This is a genomic window from Rhodococcus sovatensis (assembly GCF_037327425.1).
Lineage (GTDB): Bacteria > Actinomycetota > Actinomycetes > Mycobacteriales > Mycobacteriaceae > Rhodococcoides > Rhodococcoides sovatense.
Genome location: NZ_CP147846.1, coordinates 1395237 through 1412787, shown reverse-complemented (window position 1 = coordinate 1412787; position 17551 = coordinate 1395237). Strand labels below are relative to the sequence as shown.

The 17551-nt window shown below is 64.1% G+C and carries 18 protein-coding genes and 1 pseudogene; 10 read left to right on the top strand and 9 right to left on the bottom strand.

Annotated elements, in window-relative coordinates; translation table 11 throughout:
- The first annotated feature begins 14 nt into the window (after nt 1-14).
- Entirely contained in the window at nt 15-476 is a 462-nt protein-coding gene (locus WDS16_RS06560) for a WhiB family transcriptional regulator (RefSeq protein ID WP_338891404.1), read from the top strand.
- 3 nt (nt 477-479) lie between these two features.
- On the opposite strand, the gene WDS16_RS06555 is transcribed toward WDS16_RS06560, so the two are convergent.
- Entirely contained in the window at nt 480-1670 is a 1191-nt protein-coding gene (locus WDS16_RS06555) for an acetyl-CoA C-acetyltransferase (protein ID WP_338891402.1), read from the bottom strand.
- Nucleotides 1671-1785: 115 nt separating this feature from the next.
- Nucleotides 1786-2409 carry a TetR/AcrR family transcriptional regulator gene (locus WDS16_RS06550; RefSeq protein ID WP_338891400.1) on the bottom strand — a complete coding sequence of 208 codons (624 nt, stop codon included), beginning with the start codon at nt 2407-2409 and terminating at the stop codon, nt 1786-1788.
- Between the two features lie 122 nt (nt 2410-2531).
- Between WDS16_RS06550 and WDS16_RS06545 the strand changes: the two genes are divergently transcribed.
- The 6 genes from WDS16_RS06545 to WDS16_RS06520 are packed head-to-tail and all read left to right on the top strand — an operon-like array spanning nt 2532 to nt 9723.
- Nucleotides 2532-4109: a carboxyl transferase domain-containing protein gene (locus WDS16_RS06545; RefSeq protein ID WP_338891399.1), complete on the top strand. Its 1578-nt coding sequence runs from the start codon at nt 2532-2534 to the stop codon at nt 4107-4109.
- Nucleotides 4110-4114: 5 nt separating this feature from the next.
- Nucleotides 4115-6109, top strand: a complete 1995-nt coding sequence (locus WDS16_RS06540) for an acetyl/propionyl/methylcrotonyl-CoA carboxylase subunit alpha (protein WP_338891397.1) — start codon at nt 4115-4117, stop codon at nt 6107-6109.
- The gene (locus WDS16_RS06535; protein ID WP_068374799.1) at nt 6106-7272 is read left to right on the top strand and encodes an acyl-CoA dehydrogenase family protein; all 1167 of its coding nucleotides are present in this window, start codon (nt 6106-6108) and stop codon (nt 7270-7272) included. Before WDS16_RS06540 ends, WDS16_RS06535 begins: the two co-directional genes overlap by 4 nt.
- On the top strand, nt 7269-7754 hold the full coding sequence (locus tag WDS16_RS06530; protein ID WP_338891394.1) for a MaoC family dehydratase: 486 nt from the start codon (nt 7269-7271) through the stop codon (nt 7752-7754). The genes WDS16_RS06535 and WDS16_RS06530 overlap by 4 nt, the downstream gene beginning before the upstream one ends.
- Complete coding sequence (locus WDS16_RS06525) at nt 7751-8557, top strand: CoA ester lyase (protein ID WP_338891392.1); 807 nt, start codon at nt 7751-7753, stop codon at nt 8555-8557. Before WDS16_RS06530 ends, WDS16_RS06525 begins: the two co-directional genes overlap by 4 nt.
- Nucleotides 8558-8604: 47 nt before the next feature.
- Nucleotides 8605-9723 carry a class I SAM-dependent methyltransferase gene (locus WDS16_RS06520; RefSeq protein ID WP_338891390.1) on the top strand — a complete coding sequence of 373 codons (1119 nt, stop codon included), beginning with the start codon at nt 8605-8607 and terminating at the stop codon, nt 9721-9723.
- A gap of 73 nt (nt 9724-9796) precedes the next feature.
- On the opposite strand, the gene WDS16_RS06515 is transcribed toward WDS16_RS06520, so the two are convergent.
- Nucleotides 9797-10297, bottom strand: a complete 501-nt coding sequence (locus WDS16_RS06515; protein WP_338891388.1) for a helix-turn-helix domain-containing protein — start codon at nt 10295-10297, stop codon at nt 9797-9799.
- 71 nt (nt 10298-10368) lie between these two features.
- Here WDS16_RS06515 and WDS16_RS06510 point away from each other — a divergent pair.
- From WDS16_RS06510 to WDS16_RS06500, 3 genes and pseudogenes are all read left to right on the top strand, one after another.
- Nucleotides 10369-11655, top strand: a pseudogene (locus tag WDS16_RS06510) (MFS transporter).
- 78 nt (nt 11656-11733) lie between these two features.
- Complete coding sequence (locus tag WDS16_RS06505) at nt 11734-13020, top strand: competence/damage-inducible protein A (RefSeq protein ID WP_338891387.1); 1287 nt, start codon at nt 11734-11736, stop codon at nt 13018-13020.
- A gap of 611 nt (nt 13021-13631) precedes the next feature.
- Complete coding sequence (locus WDS16_RS06500; protein ID WP_338891386.1) at nt 13632-13949, top strand: hypothetical protein; 318 nt, start codon at nt 13632-13634, stop codon at nt 13947-13949.
- Nucleotides 13950-13952: 3 nt separating this feature from the next.
- Here the strand turns inward: WDS16_RS06500 and WDS16_RS06495 are convergent, their stop codons facing one another.
- The 6 genes from WDS16_RS06495 to WDS16_RS06470 form a co-directional block, all read right to left on the bottom strand.
- Nucleotides 13953-14159 (bottom strand): hypothetical protein, encoded by a 207-nt coding sequence (locus WDS16_RS06495; RefSeq protein ID WP_338891384.1) that lies wholly within the window; start codon nt 14157-14159, stop codon nt 13953-13955.
- A 78-nt stretch (nt 14160-14237) separates the two neighbouring features.
- On the bottom strand, nt 14238-14555 hold the full coding sequence (locus tag WDS16_RS06490; RefSeq protein ID WP_338891382.1) for a hypothetical protein: 318 nt from the start codon (nt 14553-14555) through the stop codon (nt 14238-14240).
- A gap of 184 nt (nt 14556-14739) precedes the next feature.
- A complete protein-coding gene (locus WDS16_RS06485) occupies nt 14740-15348 on the bottom strand; it encodes a hypothetical protein (protein WP_338891380.1) in 609 nt (202 codons plus the stop codon).
- 395 nt (nt 15349-15743) lie between these two features.
- Nucleotides 15744-15917 (bottom strand): hypothetical protein, encoded by a 174-nt coding sequence (locus tag WDS16_RS06480; RefSeq protein ID WP_338891378.1) that lies wholly within the window; start codon nt 15915-15917, stop codon nt 15744-15746.
- Nucleotides 15914-16243 carry a hypothetical protein gene (locus tag WDS16_RS06475; RefSeq protein WP_338891376.1) on the bottom strand — a complete coding sequence of 110 codons (330 nt, stop codon included), beginning with the start codon at nt 16241-16243 and terminating at the stop codon, nt 15914-15916. The genes WDS16_RS06480 and WDS16_RS06475 overlap by 4 nt, the downstream gene beginning before the upstream one ends.
- A 66-nt stretch (nt 16244-16309) precedes the next feature.
- A complete protein-coding gene (locus tag WDS16_RS06470) occupies nt 16310-16642 on the bottom strand; it encodes a hypothetical protein (RefSeq protein WP_338891374.1) in 333 nt (110 codons plus the stop codon).
- Nucleotides 16643-17551 lie beyond the last annotated feature (909 nt).

Genomic DNA, 17551 nt, shown 5'->3' with positions numbered 1-17551 from the left:
CGTGAAGGAGGGCCATGTCCGCCGATGCCCACAGTGCCGTGACCCGTTACCGCGCCCTGCCACCGAGGTTGCCGGCACCTGTTGTCGAGCAATGGGAGTGGCAGCTACTCGGTTCCTGTAGACACGAGGACCCAGCCGTGTTCTACCCGCCGAGCAGTGCTCGCGGACGCGCGCTCGCGGTTATCGAGGAGCAAGCCAAGGCGGTCTGCTCGAGATGTCCGGTACTGCAGCGTTGCCGGGACTACGCGCTCGACGCCGGCGAGCCGTACGGGATTTGGGGTGCGACCACGTCGAAGGAGCGCGCACTGGACGGGACGCCCTTCGAAGCCGCCGACGAATCCACACGAACTCCGGCGCCGGAACCCTCCGCAGCCGTCACCCCGCGTTCCGAGGTGACGGCTGACGAAAGTCCTGCGGTAAGGCGCGTGCACAGAATCGGTCCGCCGATCCGTCCCTACGTCCGCTCGGCGGGGTGACCTCTATTTCTTGGGCACTCGCAGGATCAGGGCATCACCCTGACCACCACCGCCACACAACGCCGCCGCACCGACACCACCACCACGACGCGCCAACTCCAACACCAGATGCAACACAATCCGAGCACCCGACATCCCCAACGGATGCCCGATCGCAATCGCACCCCCATTGACATTGACCCGATCCTCCGCAATCCCCAACTCACGCATCGACGCAATACCCACCGCCGCGAACGCCTCGTTGATCTCCACCAAATCCAACTCCACCGGATCGATCCCCTCCCGACCACACGCCTTCACAATCGCCCGCGCAGGCTGCGACTGCAACGACGAATCCGGACCCGCCACCACCCCATGCGCACCGATCTCCGCAACCCACGCCAACCCCAAACTCTCCGCCTTCGCCCGACTCATCACCACCACCGCAGCAGCACCATCATTGATCGTCGAGGCATTACCCGCCGTGATCGTCCCCGAACTAGAAAACGCCGGCCGCAACCTCCCCAACGACTCCACCGTCGTATCCCCGCGGATCCCCTCATCCTGCGCAAACACCACCGGATCACCCCTACGCTGCGCAACCTCCACCGGCACCACCTCCTCATCGAACACACCGTTCTTCCACGCCGCAGCCGCACGCTGATGCGACGCCGCCGCGAACGCATCCTGCTCCTCACGACTACACGCCACCGCACCCTCGTTACACGACTCCGTCAACCCACCCATCGCCTGATCAGTGAAAACGTCATACAACCCGTCATAGGCAAGGTGATCCTTCATCGTCACATCACCGAACTTGAACCCCGCACGCGACTTCTCCAACAAATGCGGAGCCTGCGTCATCGACTCCTGACCACCAGCAACAATCACCTCGAACTCACCGGCCCGAATCAACTGATCCGCCAAGGCAATCGCATCCACACCCGACAAACACACCTTGTTGATCGACAACGCCGGCACATCCATCGCAATACCCGCAGCCACCGCAGCCTGACGCGCCGGCATCTGACCCGCCCCCGCCGTCAACACCTGCCCCATGATCACGTACTCCACCAACTCCGGACCCACCCCCGACTTCTCCAACGCACCCCGAATCGCAATCCCACCCAAATCCGACCCCGAAAAATCCTTCAACGCCCCCGACAAACGACCCACCGGGGTCCGAGCCCCAGCCACAATCACCGACGTAGTCACTGTTTTCCTCCATAGATTCTCGAAGATGTTGTGCTTGATTCAACGCGGATCGGCGGTGCTATCCAACCCATCGACCGAAACTGTTCGAGCATAGACACATGCATCGCCCGCGCGTTCACTCCGTGAACGCCTTTGACTGCGCACTCACGCCGAGCGCCCCGATAGCCATCTCCCGCAACACGGTTCGAGTACTGCGTGATGGACTTCTTCCAGCACTGTAGGGCGTGGAGTTGATAAGGCCGAACACCGCATGAGCCTTTGTCCTCGCATCGGAATCGGTCAACGAGTCGTCCGTGGCACACAGAGTCGTCACCCACAACTCCACGTACTCGCGCTGCATACGCCGCACCTTGCGTCGCGCAGCCTCAGGCAGGCTGTGCAGGTCACGGTCCTGGATCCGAATCAACGCCGGGGACCCGACAGCGAAGTCCAAATGAAACTCGATCAGATCGAACAGCGCATCGAGGCCGGCCGGCCGCTGATCCACAACACGCTTGCCGCCGTCGAGAAGAAAGACCGAAATCTCGACCAACAACTCGGTCAGCACGGATTCCTTGTTCGGAAAGTGGCGATACACCGCAGGGCCACTGATTCCGACGGCTGCACCCAAGTCCTCTAGTCGCACCGATGCGAATCCTCGTTCGGCGAACAGTGCTGCCGCTGCAGCCAACAATTGCGCTCGCCGTTCGGCTTTCCGCTGGTCTCGCAGAGTGCCCGATTTCGACTCCTGGACAGTCATCGCGCTCCCCCTCTGTACTCGACCCTGGACAACTCAGTTAATCATAGTTTACTATTTGCTGAGTTATTCCTCATTAACTCAACTCAGCTGATCCGCAGGATGAGACCGAAGGCGCGCACAAGATGGCAATCGATACAGCGGTCAACAGGGCAGCGCACGAGCAGCTGACCCGCGACCTTTCCGCCCGGCTCGCTACCGCCGCGCGCGGCGGTAGCGAGAAGTCGCGAGAGCGCCACGTCGCCCGCGGCAAACTCCTCCCCAGGGACCGGGTGAACGAACTACTTGATCCGGGGAGTCCGTTCCTCGAGATTGCTCCGCTCGCGGCGAACGGCCTGTACGACGACGAATGCCCGGGAGCCGGGGTCATCGCCGGGATCGGCCGCGTCTCTGGACGCGAGTGCGTCATCGTCGCCAACGACGCCACCGTCAAGGGCGGCACCTACTACCCGATGACCGTCAAGAAGCACCTGCGCGCGCAAGAGATTGCGCTGCAGAACATGCTGCCGTGTATCTACCTCGTCGACTCGGGCGGTGCATTCTTGCCGCGCCAGGACGAGGTCTTTCCTGACCGCGACCACTTCGGACGCATCTTCTACAACCAGGCGACGATGAGCGCCAAGGGTATTGCACAGATCGCGGCAGTGATGGGTTCGTGCACCGCGGGTGGCGCCTATGTTCCCGCGATGAGCGACGAGGCCATCATCGTCAAGGATCAGGGCACGATCTTCCTCGGCGGCCCTCCTCTGGTGAAAGCAGCCACCGGCGAAGTCGTCACAGCCGAGGAACTCGGTGGCGGCGACCTGCACTCGAAGATCTCCGGCGTCACCGACCACCTCGCCGAGGATGATCGCGACGCGCTGAAACGAGTCCGTACCATCATCTCCACCCTCGGGCCGCGCGGTCCGCGGCCATGGGACGTCATCGCGACTCGCGATCCCATCGCCGCACAGACCGAGCTGTACGACGTCGTGCCGACCGACCCTCGCACCCCCTACGACGCCCGAGAAGTCATCACCCGCGTCGTCGACGGCGGCGACTTCGACGAATTCAAAGCCGAGTACGGCAAGACTCTCGTCACGGGATTCGCCCATGTTCACGGGCACCCCGTCGGCATCATCGCCAACAACGGGGTTCTGTTCTCCGAATCGGCCATGAAGGGCGCACATTTCATCGAACTGTGTGACAAGCGCAGCATCCCGCTGGTGTTCCTGCAGAATCTGTCCGGATTCATGGTCGGGCGAGATTACGAAGCCGGCGGAATCGCCAAGCACGGCGCCAAGATGGTCACCGCCGTCGCATGTGCCCGAGTACCGAAGATCACCGTCGTGATCGGTGGTTCCTATGGGGCAGGGAACTACTCGATGTGCGGCCGCGCCTACTCCCCTAGGTTCCTGTTCATGTGGCCCAACGCCCGGATCTCGGTCATGGGCGGCGAACAGGCGGCGTCGGTGCTGGCCACCGTCCGCAGCGATCAGCAGGACGCCGCAGGCACACCCTGGTCGGACGAGGACCAGGAATCGTTCAAGGCCCCGATCCGCGAACAGTACGAAACTCAAGGCAACCCCTACTATTCGACGGCTCGACTGTGGGACGACGGCATCATCGATCCCGCTGACACCAGACAGGTTCTCGGACTTGCCCTCGCCGCGTGCGCCAACGCGCCGCTCGAGCAGGTCTCCTACGGCGTTTTCAGAATGTGACTGACATGACCGAACAGATCGACACCGTCCTCATCGCGAACCGTGGCGAGATCGCTGTGCGCGTGGCACGAACGCTGCGGCGCATGGGCATTCGGTCCGTTGCCGTCTACAGCGACGCCGACGCAGGCGCACGGCACGTCGCCGAGGCCGACACCGCAGTCCACCTCGGACCGGCCAACGCCCGCGACAGCTACCTGTCCATACCCAAGGTCATCGAGGCCGCGCAACGCACCGGAGCGCAGGCCATTCATCCGGGATATGGGTTCCTGTCCGAGAACGCCGAGTTCGCGGCCGCGTGCGCGGCAGCCGACATCGCCTTCCTCGGTCCACCGGCCCGAGCGATCGAGGTCATGGGCGACAAGATCGCAGCCAAGGCCGCCGTCTCCGAATTCGGCGTCCCAGTGGTGCCGGGAATATCGCGTCCGGGTCTGACCGACGCCGACCTCATCGCAGGCGCTGAAGACGTCGGCTTCCCCGTGCTGGTCAAACCGTCTGCAGGCGGTGGCGGCAAGGGCATGCGGCTGGTCGAACGAGCCGAGGACCTCCCCGCAGCATTGGCGAGTGCACGTCGCGAAGCGGCATCCTCGTTCGGCGACGACACACTCTTCCTCGAACGGTTCGTGTTGCGTCCCCGCCACATCGAGGTGCAGATACTGGCCGACCAGCATGGCAACGTCATCCACCTCGGCGAACGCGAATGCAGCCTGCAGCGACGCCACCAGAAGGTCATCGAGGAGGCTCCCTCACCTCTGCTCGACGAGGCGACACGTGCGCGTATCGGAGCCGCGGCCTGCAACACGGCTCGCAGCGTCGACTACGCCGGCGCAGGGACAGTAGAGTTCATCGTCTCGGCCGACAACCCAGACGAGTTCTTCTTCATGGAGATGAACACACGCCTGCAGGTCGAGCACCCCGTCACCGAACTGGTGACCGGGCTCGACCTCGTCGAGTGGCAAGTCCGCGTCGCGGCGGGAGAAGCACTGACGATCGCCCAGGACGACATCACACTCACTGGCCACGCGATCGAGGCCCGGGTGTACGCGGAGGACCCCGGCCGCGGGTTTCTGCCCACCGGCGGCACGGTCGTCGGGCTTCGCGAGCCAGTCGGCGACGGCATCCGCGTCGACTCCGGCCTCGCCGTCGGCACCGAGGTCGGCAGTAACTACGATCCGATGCTCTCGAAGGTCATCGCGTACGGACCGGACCGTGGTAGCGCGCTGCGCACTCTCGATCGCGCCTTGTCGCAGACGGCAGTCCTCGGGGTCATCACCAACATCGAATTCGCTCGTTTCCTGCTCGCCGACAACGATGTTCGTGCGGGGCGGCTCGACACCGGTTTGCTCGATCGACGAGTCGAGGACTTCACTGCCTCGGTCGTCACCGACGAGGCACTGATCGCAGCTGCCGCGGTGGAGTGGATTCAAACGTGGGAGGATGCGGGCCACGACATCTGGGCGATGCCGTCGGGATGGCGGGTCGGTTCCCAGGCACCGTTCGTTCGCCGCCTCACAAGCGGAGACAGGTCGGTGCACGTCGCCATCGTCGGAACACCCGAGTCCGCGACGGTCGCGATCGACGATCAGCCCGCGAGCACCCTTTACGCGCATACAACCACCGACACGATCACCGTCGTCGTCGACGGCCGTCGTGAAACCATGGAATTCGCCCGAAGCGATTCGGCAACGTGGATTTCGAGCGCACAGGGAACGTGGCAACTCCGCACGGTCGCCGAACCGAGTGTTCGCGACGAGGACGCACACTCGGGGGATGCCGAGATCGTCTCCCCCATGCCAGGTTCGGTCATCGCAGTCGGAACGAGCAGCGGCGAGCTGATCACCGCAGGCACTGCCGTGGTCGTCGTCGAAGCGATGAAGATGGAACACACACTCACCACCCCGATCGACGGCACCGTGGAACTGGTTGTCGCAGTCGGAGATCAAGTCCGCGTCGACCAGCTGCTGGCGCGAATCGTCCCCAACGAAGACAAGGATCAGTCATGACCGATTACCTGTCGTCGGCGAACCTGCCCGATGAGTACCAGCAACTGGCCAAGTCGGTCGCCGATTTCGCGCGTACCGTCGTCGCACCGGTCTCGGCGAAGCACGACGAGGAGCACTCCTTCCCGTACGAGGTCGTCCGCGGCATGGCTGACATGGGCCTGTTCGGCTTGCCGTTTCCCGAGGAGTACGGCGGCATGGGCGGTGACTATTTCGCCCTGTGCCTAGCGCTCGAGGAACTCGGCAAGGTCGATCAGAGTGTCGCGATGACTCTGGAGGCAGGGGTTTCACTTGGTGCGATGCCGGTGTATCGCTTCGGCAACGACGCCCAGAAACAGGAGTGGCTTCCCAAGCTGACCTCGGGGCAGGCCTTGGCCGCCTTCGGTTTGACCGAGCCCGGCGCCGGTAGCGACGCGGGCGGCACCAAGACCACCGCCAAACGTGACGGCGGTGACTGGATCATCAACGGCAGCAAGCAGTTCATCACCAACTCCGGCACCGACATCACCGAACTGGTGACCGTCACCGCGGTAACCGGCGTCGACGAGGCCACCGGCCGCAAGCAGATCTCGTCGATATTGGTGCCTACGAACACTCCCGGTTTCGTCGCCGAACCGGCATACAACAAGGTCGGCTGGAACGCCTCCGACACGCACCCGTTGAGCTTCACCGACGTACGGGTGCCGCAGGAGAACCTCCTCGGCCAGGAAGGCCGCGGATACGCAAACTTTCTGCACATCCTCGACGAGGGTCGTATCGCAATCGCAGCGGTATCGGTCGGTGCCGCTCAAGGATGCGTGGACGAAAGCGTCAAGTACTCGAAGGAACGAGAAGCCTTCGGCCATCCCATCGGCCACAACCAGGCGATCTCGTTCAAGATCGCCCGCATGGAAGCACGCGCACACACCGCTCGTACCGCCTACTACGACGCGGCAGCGCTGATGCTGGCAGGCAAGCCGTTCAAGAAGGCAGCATCCATCGCCAAACTCGTCGCCTCCGAAGCTGCGATGGACAACGCGCGAGATGCGACGCAGATCCACGGCGGATACGGGTTCATGAACGAATACGTTGTCGCTCGGCACTACCGCGACAGCAAGATCCTCGAAATCGGCGAGGGCACAACCGAAGTGCAGCTGATGCTCATCGCTAGGAGTCTCGGACTATGACGGACAAGCGAATTCGTCAGCGCGGACTATGGTTCGAAGAGATGGAACTCGGCGCCATCTACGAGCATCGCCCCGGACGCACCATCACCGAGGCGGACAACACACTGTTCACCACCCAGACCATGAACACTCAGGCACTGCATCTCGACGCCGCATACAGCGAGACAACGCAGTTCGGGCAGCGTCTGGTCAACTCGATGTTCACCGTATCCACGCTGGTCGGACTGTCGGTCGCGCAGCTGACGCAGGGAACCATCGTCGCGAATCTGGGTTTCTCCGAGGTCACGTTCCCAAAACCGCTCTTCCACGGCGACACCCTGTACGCGGAGACACAGATCTCCGACAAGCGGGAGTCCAAGTCCCGTCCTGGCGAGGGCATCGTGACGTTCACGCACACCGGGCGCAACCAGCACGGTGACGTCGTGGCTCTCGCTGTTCGCAAGACTCTGGTTCGGCTACGGCCTTCTGGCGAGCTGTCATGAGCTGGTTTCCGGCGGGACCAGCGTGGCTGTTCTGTCCTGCCGACCGACCTGAGAGGTTCGAGAAGGCGGCAGCGCGCGCAGACGTCGTCATCCTCGATCTCGAGGACGGAGTCGCCGCCGCAGACAAGCCCGCCGCACGTGAAGCCCTCGTGGCGACGCCGATGGACCCGGCCAGGACCGTCGTCAGGATCAATCCACACGGGACGCCGGACTGGTCGGCTGACCTCGAGGCACTCGATCGCACCGAGTACACCGTCGTCATGCTGCCGAAGTGCGAATCGGCGGCACAGATCGAGGCTGTGTCACCGCGCGAAGTGATCGCATTGTTCGAATCCCCCGCAGGTGCGATCGAGTGCCATTCTTCGCTCGGAGCCGACAACGCTGTGGGTGCCATGTGGGGTGCCGAAGATCTTGTTGCGGCGATGGGCGGAAACTCGAGCAGATTCACCGACGGTCGCTACCGCGCTGTGGCACAGCATGTCCGGTCACAAACACTGTTGGCGACGAAGGCACGCGGACTGTTCGCGCTCGATTCCGTATTCCTCGACATCCCGAATCTCGACGGGGTGCGCGAGGAAGCCGAGGATGCGGTCGCCGTGGGCTTCGACGGCAAGGTCGCCATCCACCCCAGCCACATCCCGGTCATTCGTCAGGCCTACGCTCCGACCGACGACGAGATCGAATGGGCCAACAGCGTGCTCGACGCCGTATCGAACAACCGTGGGGTCTTCACGTTACGTGGGCAGATGGTCGATGCCCCGGTCATCGCGCATGCGCGTCGCATCATCGCTCGCTGTGGTTGACTTCTCGTTGGCCGAAGGGGGTCCCCATACCCCGATATAGGAGTGACGTGCACGCAACTGTCGGATGGACCGAGGACGGGCAGCAACGCTCGGCGCTGTGGCGTTCGGAGAACAACGCGCCGCCGCCGAAGGCCGTCCACATCGTCCGCGACGACATCTCCGCCGATGTTGCCTACAAGCGCGCATCGATCGGCGAATACATGCTGTGGCGTGGCGATTTCAACAATGCACGCCAACTGATGAAGGCGATCACCCGACGAGCCCAGACTCGGGCTCGAAAGCCGACTGCCTCGCCCGCGGAGGACTTTCACCTACACCGTCAGGACCAGGCTCGGCGGGCGCGCATCCTCGGAATGCTGCTCGTCGAACTCGACGCGAACTACGTCCTCGACTACCCACGAGCGCCCGATGTGAGACTCGCGGCCACCGAGGCGTACGGCGAGTCTGCAGAGCCATCGCTGCTGTCGCTTCGAGAGCTGCTCAGCCTCATCGGCGCTCACGAGTGGCGACGCACAGGGGTACACATTCCGGCCCTCGACGCCAACATCGAACCACATTTCGGGGTCTTCTCGCCGCTGCGTGGTGAGTACGTACAGCTCGTCGCCGACACTCCTCTCCCCTCCGGGTCCACCACTGCGTTCGACATCGGAACCGGCACAGGCGTTCTTGCCGCAGTGCTGGCGAAACGCGGTATCGCACACGTCATTGCAACGGACAAGGACCCACGCGCAATCGCATGCGCCACAGCAAATCTCGACAGATTGGGGTTCGCCGACCAGGTCGAGGTACAGCTCGCCGACATCTTTCCGGCCGGACGCGCCTCGCTGGTCGTGTGCAATCCGCCGTGGATTCCCACCAAGCCGACGTCGGGTATCGAACACGCAATCTACGACCCCGGCAGCCGCATGCTCCGAGCCTTCCTCGACCGCCTCGGCAAGCATCTCGAACCCGGCGGCGAAGCCTGGTTGGTGATCTCCGATCTGGCGGAACTCCTCGGGCTCGCCACGCGGGACGATCTCTTGGCCGCAATCGACCGGGCAGGCCTGCTGGTGCTCGGTAGAACGGACACAACGCCGACGCACCCTCGGGCGCGCGACGCCGACGACCTCTTCCACGCTGCGCGAAGCCGCGAGACCACGTCTCTGTGGCGGTTGGCTCCGCGCTGACGTATTCCCGATTTACCCCCCTGTTGTGCGTCGCGAGGAGTTCTGGGCGCACAACTCGGGGGTATATCGGCAGTCAGGGTTGCTTCAGATAGCCGGCGGGGACCAGATCATCGACCGTGTCCTGCCAGGGCTTCACCCACGTCATGTCCTCGGGGCGCAGTGTGTCACCGCACCCGCTGCATACCTCGCCCTGCACAGTGTCGGTGTGGCACGTGCGGTGAACCATCGCCATGTGGCCGCCGCCTTCGGGGGTCACGGTGTGTCGTTCACCCCACAGCGCCAGCTGCTGAAGGATCGGAAGCAGTTCTGCTGCAGCCTCGGTCGCGACGTACGCCTGCCGTGTACGCCCGCCGTTGTCGTATTCGACGCGAGCCAGCAATCCTGCATCGACCATGGCGGAAAGCCTGCGGCTGAGGACGGCTTCGGAAATCCCGAGGTTCGAACGCAACGAGTCGAACCGTCCGCGCCCGTGCAAGACGTCACGCACGATCAGCAACACCCAAGGATCACCGAGAACATCGAGGGACCGCCTGATCGGGCAGTTCTCCTCGGACCAATCCGACCGCAGTGCCATGTCTTCCCATCGCCTCGAGTTTTAGGTACCGTCTGTCCAGCATATAACTTCGCTCAAGAAAGTTAGATCGAATGGCATCACGATCCGCAGTGCGCATTCACCCCGCCTGGTGGGTCGCGGCCGTCGCTTTTCTGGCTCTACTCGGAGCAGCAGGTTTCCGCGGTGCGCCCGGAGCCTTGATGGTCCCGCTCCAGGAGGAGTTCGGGTGGTCGACGAGCATCGTATCGCTCACCATCAGCATCAACCTGGTCCTCTACGGCGTTGTCGCGCCTTCGCGGCAGCGTTGATGGACCGCTTCGGAATGCGACAGGTTGCCTGTTCGGCGCTGATTCTCGTGGCGCTCGGTGCCGGTGCAAGTATCACCATGACGACGTCGTGGCAGCTGCTGATCTTCTGGGGTCTGCTGATCGGTACGGGCACCGGCGCGATGGCATTGGTGTTCGCGGCCACCATCGCCAACCGGTGGTTCGTCGCTCGACGAGGTCTGGTCATGGGCGTCCTTACTGCGGGTGCTGCGACGGGCCAGCTGGTCATCCTTCCTCCCGTGGCTGCCCTGGCGGAGAACATCGGGTGGCGGCCCGCATCCCTCGTCATCGCCGCGACCGCACTGGCGGTGGTCCCGCTGGTGTGGCTCGTGATCCTGGACTATCCAGAGGATCGGGGTGCACGGCCCTACGGCGCCGAACCGGACTATGTTGCTCCCCCGCGACCTTCCGGCGGGGCTGTACCCCGCGCCATCGACGGACTCGCGCAGTCTGCCCGGACCCGGGCGTTCTGGGCGTTGGCGATCGCGTTCGCGATCTGCGGCGCGACGACCAACGGGCTCATCGGAATTCACTTCATTCCGTCGGCGCACGATCATGGCATGGCCACCACCACGGCCGCGGGACTGCTTGCCGCGGTCGGCGTCTTCGACATCGTCGGGACCATCGCGTCCGGTTGGCTCACGGACAAATTCGACCCACGTGTACTACTTGTCGGCTACTACATGTTCCGAGGTGTGGGCCTGCTTCTGCTCCCGTCGCTGCTGACGGATCACTTGCACCCGAACATGATTCTGTTCGTGGTGGTCTACGGCCTCGACTGGGTCGCAACCGTCCCACCCACAGTTGCACTGTCGGGAAATTTTCGGTGACAACGGGACCATCGTGTTCGGCTGGGTGTTCGCGTCGCATCAGATCGGCGCCGCTGCAGCGGCGTTCGGCGCCGGTGTGGTCAGAGACACGTTCGGCTCGTACACCTACGCCTGGTGGGGTGGCGCAGCTCTGTGCGTCGTCGCAGCTGCGTTGTCGATCATCGCCAGGACGAATTCGGCACCTAAGTCGCGTGAAGACTCGAAGGAAGGGGTGCAGTCGTGAACATCCTCATGAGATCTACTCCCCAGGTGGGTGATGCTGCGTCAGTGCGATTTGTCGGGCGCAAAGTATGGTCGAAGAATGACTGTGCGAGCGGGTGTGGTGGTCACGGGTACAGAAGTCCTGGCCGGTCGGGTAACCGACAGAAACGGCCCGTGGGTGGCCCAGCGACTACTCGAGATGGGAGTCGACGTTGCGCACATCACGATCTGCGGTGACCGGCCCGATGACCTGACCGCACAACTACAATTTCTCGCGGATCAGCGCGTCGACTTGATCGTCACGACGGGAGGGTTGGGCCCGACCGCTGACGATCTCACCGTGGCGACCGTTGCCGCTCTGTACCGCCGCGAGCTGTACCTCGACGACGAACTAGAGCAACGCATTCACGCAATCGTTCAGCGATGGCGAAGCCGGCTGAGTTCCGCAACCGACTCCGAACCGCTGCAGGCAGGCGTTCGCAAGCAGGCAATGGTTCCGCACGGTGCGCATTCCATTGCTCCGACCGGAACAGCTCCCGGTGTCGCGATACCTGCGAGCGGCTCCGAGTCGCTACCCGTCGTCCTGATTTTGCCCGGCCCACCTCGCGAACTGCAGGCGATGTGGCCGGAGGCACTCGACAGCGGGCCTGTCGCCGAAGTATTGACCCGTCGCGCGCAGATCCGTCAGAGCACCATACGCGCGTACGGGCTGTCCGAAGCCGACCTCGCTGCAACCCTGCGGACAGCAGAGCGCCAGATCACGGGATTCGGCGATCTCGAGATCACCACCTGCCTGCGGCTCGGAGAGCTCGAAATGGTGACCCGCCATGCAGAGTCCGCGGCAACTCCATACAAGGAACTCGCAGGTCTCATCGACAAACATCATGGTGCGCAGGTCTTTTCGACCGACGGGTCCACCATCGACGACATCGTGGCGGCCCGGTTGGCCGGACATCGAATCGCCACCGCGGAGTCGTGCACAGGTGGCATGATCGCCGCACGTCTCACCGACCGCGCGGGATCGTCGGCGTACGTCATCGGCGCGGTGGTGTCCTACGCGAATGAGGCGAAGACGGGCCTTCTCGACGTCCCTGCTGAGATCATCGACGAACACGGCGCCGTCAGCGAGCCGGTAGCAGCACTGATGGCAGAAGGCGCGATGGACAGACTGGGCGTCGACATCGCGGTGTCTACCAGCGGCATCGCTGGCCCCGGGGGTGGCACCGAACTCAAGCCGGTCGGTACTGTCTGCTTCGGAATCGCCTCCAAGGACCGACCGACCGTCACCCGTACGCTGCGACTCCCCGGTGACCGCGCAAGCGTGCGTGCGCTTTCCACCACCGCGGCGATGCATATGCTCGCGGACGCGTTGGGGCCCGCCCACTGAATCCGTGTGCCCCGGATCAGCGCTGAATCTCTCGTCGCCTGTGCAGCGTCGTCAGCGTGGATCGCTCGCGGTCGGGTCGACGGCTGCACGCACGTCGACGCCGTAGAGTGCCGGAAGCTCGAGGCTGCAGAGTCTGTGCGCCTCGTCAGCGGAAACTCCCAAGGCTCGAAGCACGCGCTCCGTCGTGCCGTCCACGGTTGCTGCCTCGTCTCGTTCAGGTTCAGCGAGCAGCAGCCGCCCATGGACAGCAGGGAACCAGCCACGATCGCACGAGCGAGATCGGCGTCGTCCACGTCGAATCGTTCGGGGCCTTGGCCGTAGCGCAGCGGAGCGAGGGGTTGAGGCGGCGGTCACGGGTGATGAATGCTCGCCGGTAGCCAGAACCGGAGTGAAAAAACGTCTTTGCTCTTTCGAGTGCGGAGCGCAGCGAAGTTCAGTTCGGGGGACGCCCGCAGGGTGGCCGGCACCGCCGACAGGCGGAATGCAACGACTCGCGCCGTCACCGGGGTCGGGCACTCGGCGGCGGCGCGCTTCGAGTCGGCTTTCGGAGTACCGTTCGAGGTGGTCCTCTTCGACGGGAAGAGGCGACGGATACCTGTTGGAGGTAGAAAATGCTCAGTCGTGCTGCGCAAGAGATGGCCGCAGAGATCGCCGGCCATGATTGGTCGGATGCGCCGTATCGCCTCGATCGCGCTGGTCATCAGCGCTCGACGGACACCAAGCAGACCGAGAAGGTGCTACCGGGCGAGGACGCCGATCGGGTGCGGTGGAACGTGGTGATGGTGACAGCGCAGGTGCTGCTGCTCCAGGATCCTGGAATGGACATCGTGGAGTACGCGATCGCGTGTGGGTTGCCGCGGCGGCTGACGCACAATTCCAACGGCAAACCCAGCGGTGGACTCTCAGCAGGCCTGCGCCTACCGGCATAGGCCCTAGCGACATCGCCGTGCGGCAATGAGCTCGACGCGCATGTTCGGTCTCATTGCCGCGCGATGAGCGCTCGTTGGCTGCCCTGTGTCGGCGTTGTCGTCGGCGCGGCGGTGCTGTGCACCGACGATCTCGGCGAGAGCGATCGCTCGTGCGAGCTGTGCGGCGAGTTCGCCGGGTAGAGGCGGGCCGTAGGTGGTGCGTATTCGCATGGTGGGCATTATGACGGTCGGTACCGACACAGTCTCTGCGTAACAACGCTTTCGGTGCTCGCGTGTGTCTTGGTGCTGTCACAAGAAGTCGAGTGGAGCTCGGACGACCCCTGTCTGGTGATGCTCGAATGCTTCGATGGCGTCGAGTGCGTCGTCGAGGACGAGCTCGCCGCTGCGGGTGCCGCCGGTGCCGATCGTGAGGGCGGTCTGGTGATCGATGGCAATGGTGTACACAGGACCGGTCCCCGCGGCGACATTGGTTCTGGCGTCCATCAGCGCCGAGCGGGTCGCGTTCGCTGCCGCGTCGACGGCGTCGGTGCGGATGAGTTCACTTCCTGCTGCGGTGAGAACCGGGCGGCGGTCGAAAACGGTGGTGGTGAGGGTCCAGGTGATCACGGGGTTGATCCTTTCGTCGAGAACGGTCGGGGTGGGATCAGTGTTGCGCCGCGAGCGAAGCGAGCGGCCCCATGTCCTGGGGTTTCGGTGAACCTGTGGATAGAGGAGTTGCCCTGTGGACACACGCCGATCGGCCCGGACCTGGCGGAAGGTACGGGCCGATCGGCGTAATTGGGTCGGGGGGTCAGGCGTCGCTCTCGGCCTCGTCGAAGGCGTCGAGGACCTTGGTCGGGTCACGGCGGTAGCGGCCACCGTCAGGGAACGCACCGACCGAGACGCGGTGCAGTTTGCGGAACTCGTCCATCAGCGTGTCGTAGCTGTCGTGGTCGACGATGCGCCAGGTCACCGGTCCCATGGTGAGTTCGACCCAGTGGATGGGGCGGCGTTGGACTTCGCTGTAGCGCTGGACGTTCTCGACGTGGTACTTCGGGGTGTCGAGGTAGACCACGGCCAGGGTGGCCATCGCGAACTCGTCGCGCACGGTAAGCGGTGCGCCGACTTTCCCGCTGAGGCCGAACATCTGCGAACGCACGGACGCGAACGCGGAGATGAATCCGTGGACGGCGGCGGCGTTGCGGAAGATCAGGAAGAACGGGCCGAGGTTGATGTGCAGCTCGGCGGTGTTGGATCCGGCGTGCAGGACGCGCACGTCGATGGTGGCGATCTCGGCGATCATGGCGGTGGTGTGGGTGACCACGGCGTGGGCGTCGGCTGCGCGCATCGCGGCTTCGCGTCTGCGTTCCATGCCCCTGATGTCGATCGGTGTTCCTTTTTGCCTGTACTTGCGGACCATGTCGGCCTCCCCTGCTGACGGTGACGAACCCTCGCGGCCCGCCAATTTTTTGCCCTTCTGGCAGGGGAGAGTTGGACCGGCTTGAGGGGGCCGGAGTGCAATTGGTGGGCCGGAAAGTTTTCAGCCGCAGGCGTTTTAGGAAAAGTTTCCGGAGCCCTCGGGCCGGGAGCGCAGCGGACGCCGGCGGTTGTGCGGAGGTCACCGCCGGTCAAAATCGGAGGCCCAGAAGGGAAACAAGAATTCTCTTCACAGGACGGAGCGCAGCGGAGTTCGATTCGGTGGACGCCCGCAGGGTGGCCCGGTTCGGTGCCGGTCTGAGGGGTGCAACGAAAGAGAAGGCCCGCATCCCAGGGTGTCGGGGTGCGGGCCTTGTCGGGTCTATGCCGGGAGCTGTGTCAGGGCTGTTCGGCTGGTGGGGTGGTCGGTCGCCCGGCTGCGGCGTCGCGGATCCACTGGGGGACGTCGAGACCGTCGCGTTCGCGGAGTGCGATGGAGGCGCGCGCTGCTGCGGCGGCGACGTTACGTCGTTCGTCCGGGGTCCATGCTTTCCGGGCTTCTGTGGTGGTCATCGTGGGTCCTCCTGCTCGTTCTGGTTGTCAGTGTCCTCGGTTTCGGGCGGATGCGCCAGTGCACGCCGGGCCGATCGTTCGGCCACTGCGACGAGCACTCCGCGCTCGGTCGCGGTGATCAGTGGTGAATCGGTGACGGGGATGTACATGTCCCAACCGAGTTCGACCTCATCGGAGTCCGAACTGGTGGTGCGTTCGAGGCACCAGGTGATCCGTTGCCAGGCTTGGGCGCGTTTGTCGGCCACGGTGCGTTGGCGGACGGTCAGGGCGACTCCGACGACGGCGAATACGCCGACGATCAGAGTGACCCATGCTTGAGCGGGCATCAGGGGCGTTCCTTCCAGGTGGTGAGGGTTGGTTGCCCCGGTGCTGTCAGGCACCGGGGCGGGTGGTCAAGGCCGTGAGGTTCCGCGGACGATGTCGCCTTCGATGTAGGTGAATCCGTCTCCGCGGCCGTCGCGGAGCGCGAAGTGGTAGTCGGCCCGCACCCAGACGGTATCGAAGTGTCCGGCCTCGGTGAGTGTGCCGAGTAGGTCGCGGTCGGCCCCGTTGGGGAAGAACGCGGCTCCGGACGAGGGCGGGTAGTAGCGGCGCAGGGTGTCGATCAGGGATTCGACACTCCGGCACGTCGCGGCTGCGTCGAGCGCTTTGTCGTAGGTGGTCCAGTAGTCGTCGACGTCGATGTTGCTCACGGTCTTGGCCTCAGTCTCGGTGTTCTCGGTCATAACTGTTGCTGCCCTTCGGAACTCGTGTCGGATCGGTCTGCGCCCTCCCCCGCGTTCTTTCGCCGTCATCTGGCGTGGGGAGAGTAGGCGGCGCACGGGACCGGTGTCCTGCCCCCGAGCCGTGAAAGTTTTCAGCCGAAGGCGCTGTGAAAAGTTCTCGGCGCCCGCAGGGCCGGAGCGCAGCGGAGTCGGGGGTAGGTAAGACGGGCACGGGTGACGCAGACTCGCCAGGAGCCAGATGCCCGAAAGAACGATGCCGTTCACAGTGCGGAGCGCAGCGGAGTTCGGTTCGGTGGACGCCCGCAGGGCGGCCGGTACCGCCGGCAGGCGGAATGCACGACAGCTTGTCGACGCCGGCGGCGTGTCCACCTCCCCCCGTGGAGTTCACGGGGTGATTGTGCGGGAGCGACGGAGATTGGCCCGGCTCGGTGTCGCGGCAGCACGGCCTCTCGGTGTAATTGGATTTTGAACCAGATTGTCGCTGAGTGGATTTCATAGCTCCGGCATGGACTATCCGACCGTTTGCGCACCGCAAATGGGCATCGCGTCGGCTGCCTGAAGGGAAAGGGACTGACTGGTTTGTATTGGTGTTGAATCTTCGCCCTTGCCTGTGCGAAGCAACGGAATGTGGGTCAGGATGCATGCAGCGGCCCGATCGGGGCACCGCGCTCGAAGAAGAGGAATCCCATATGGTTTCGACAAAAACAGCACGGCCACCAGACCACCGTCGAATAGCACGATCATGGTTCACCGCCGGGGCCGTGGCGGTGATGATGCTTTCCGGAACTGCGGGCGCGGTGGCACAACCGATAACGACGACGCCGGAGGTGCCGGCACCCGCCGCACCAGCCGATTCGACAGCAGCAGAACGTGCCCCGGAAGATCCTTGCGCCGCCCCCACAACATCGT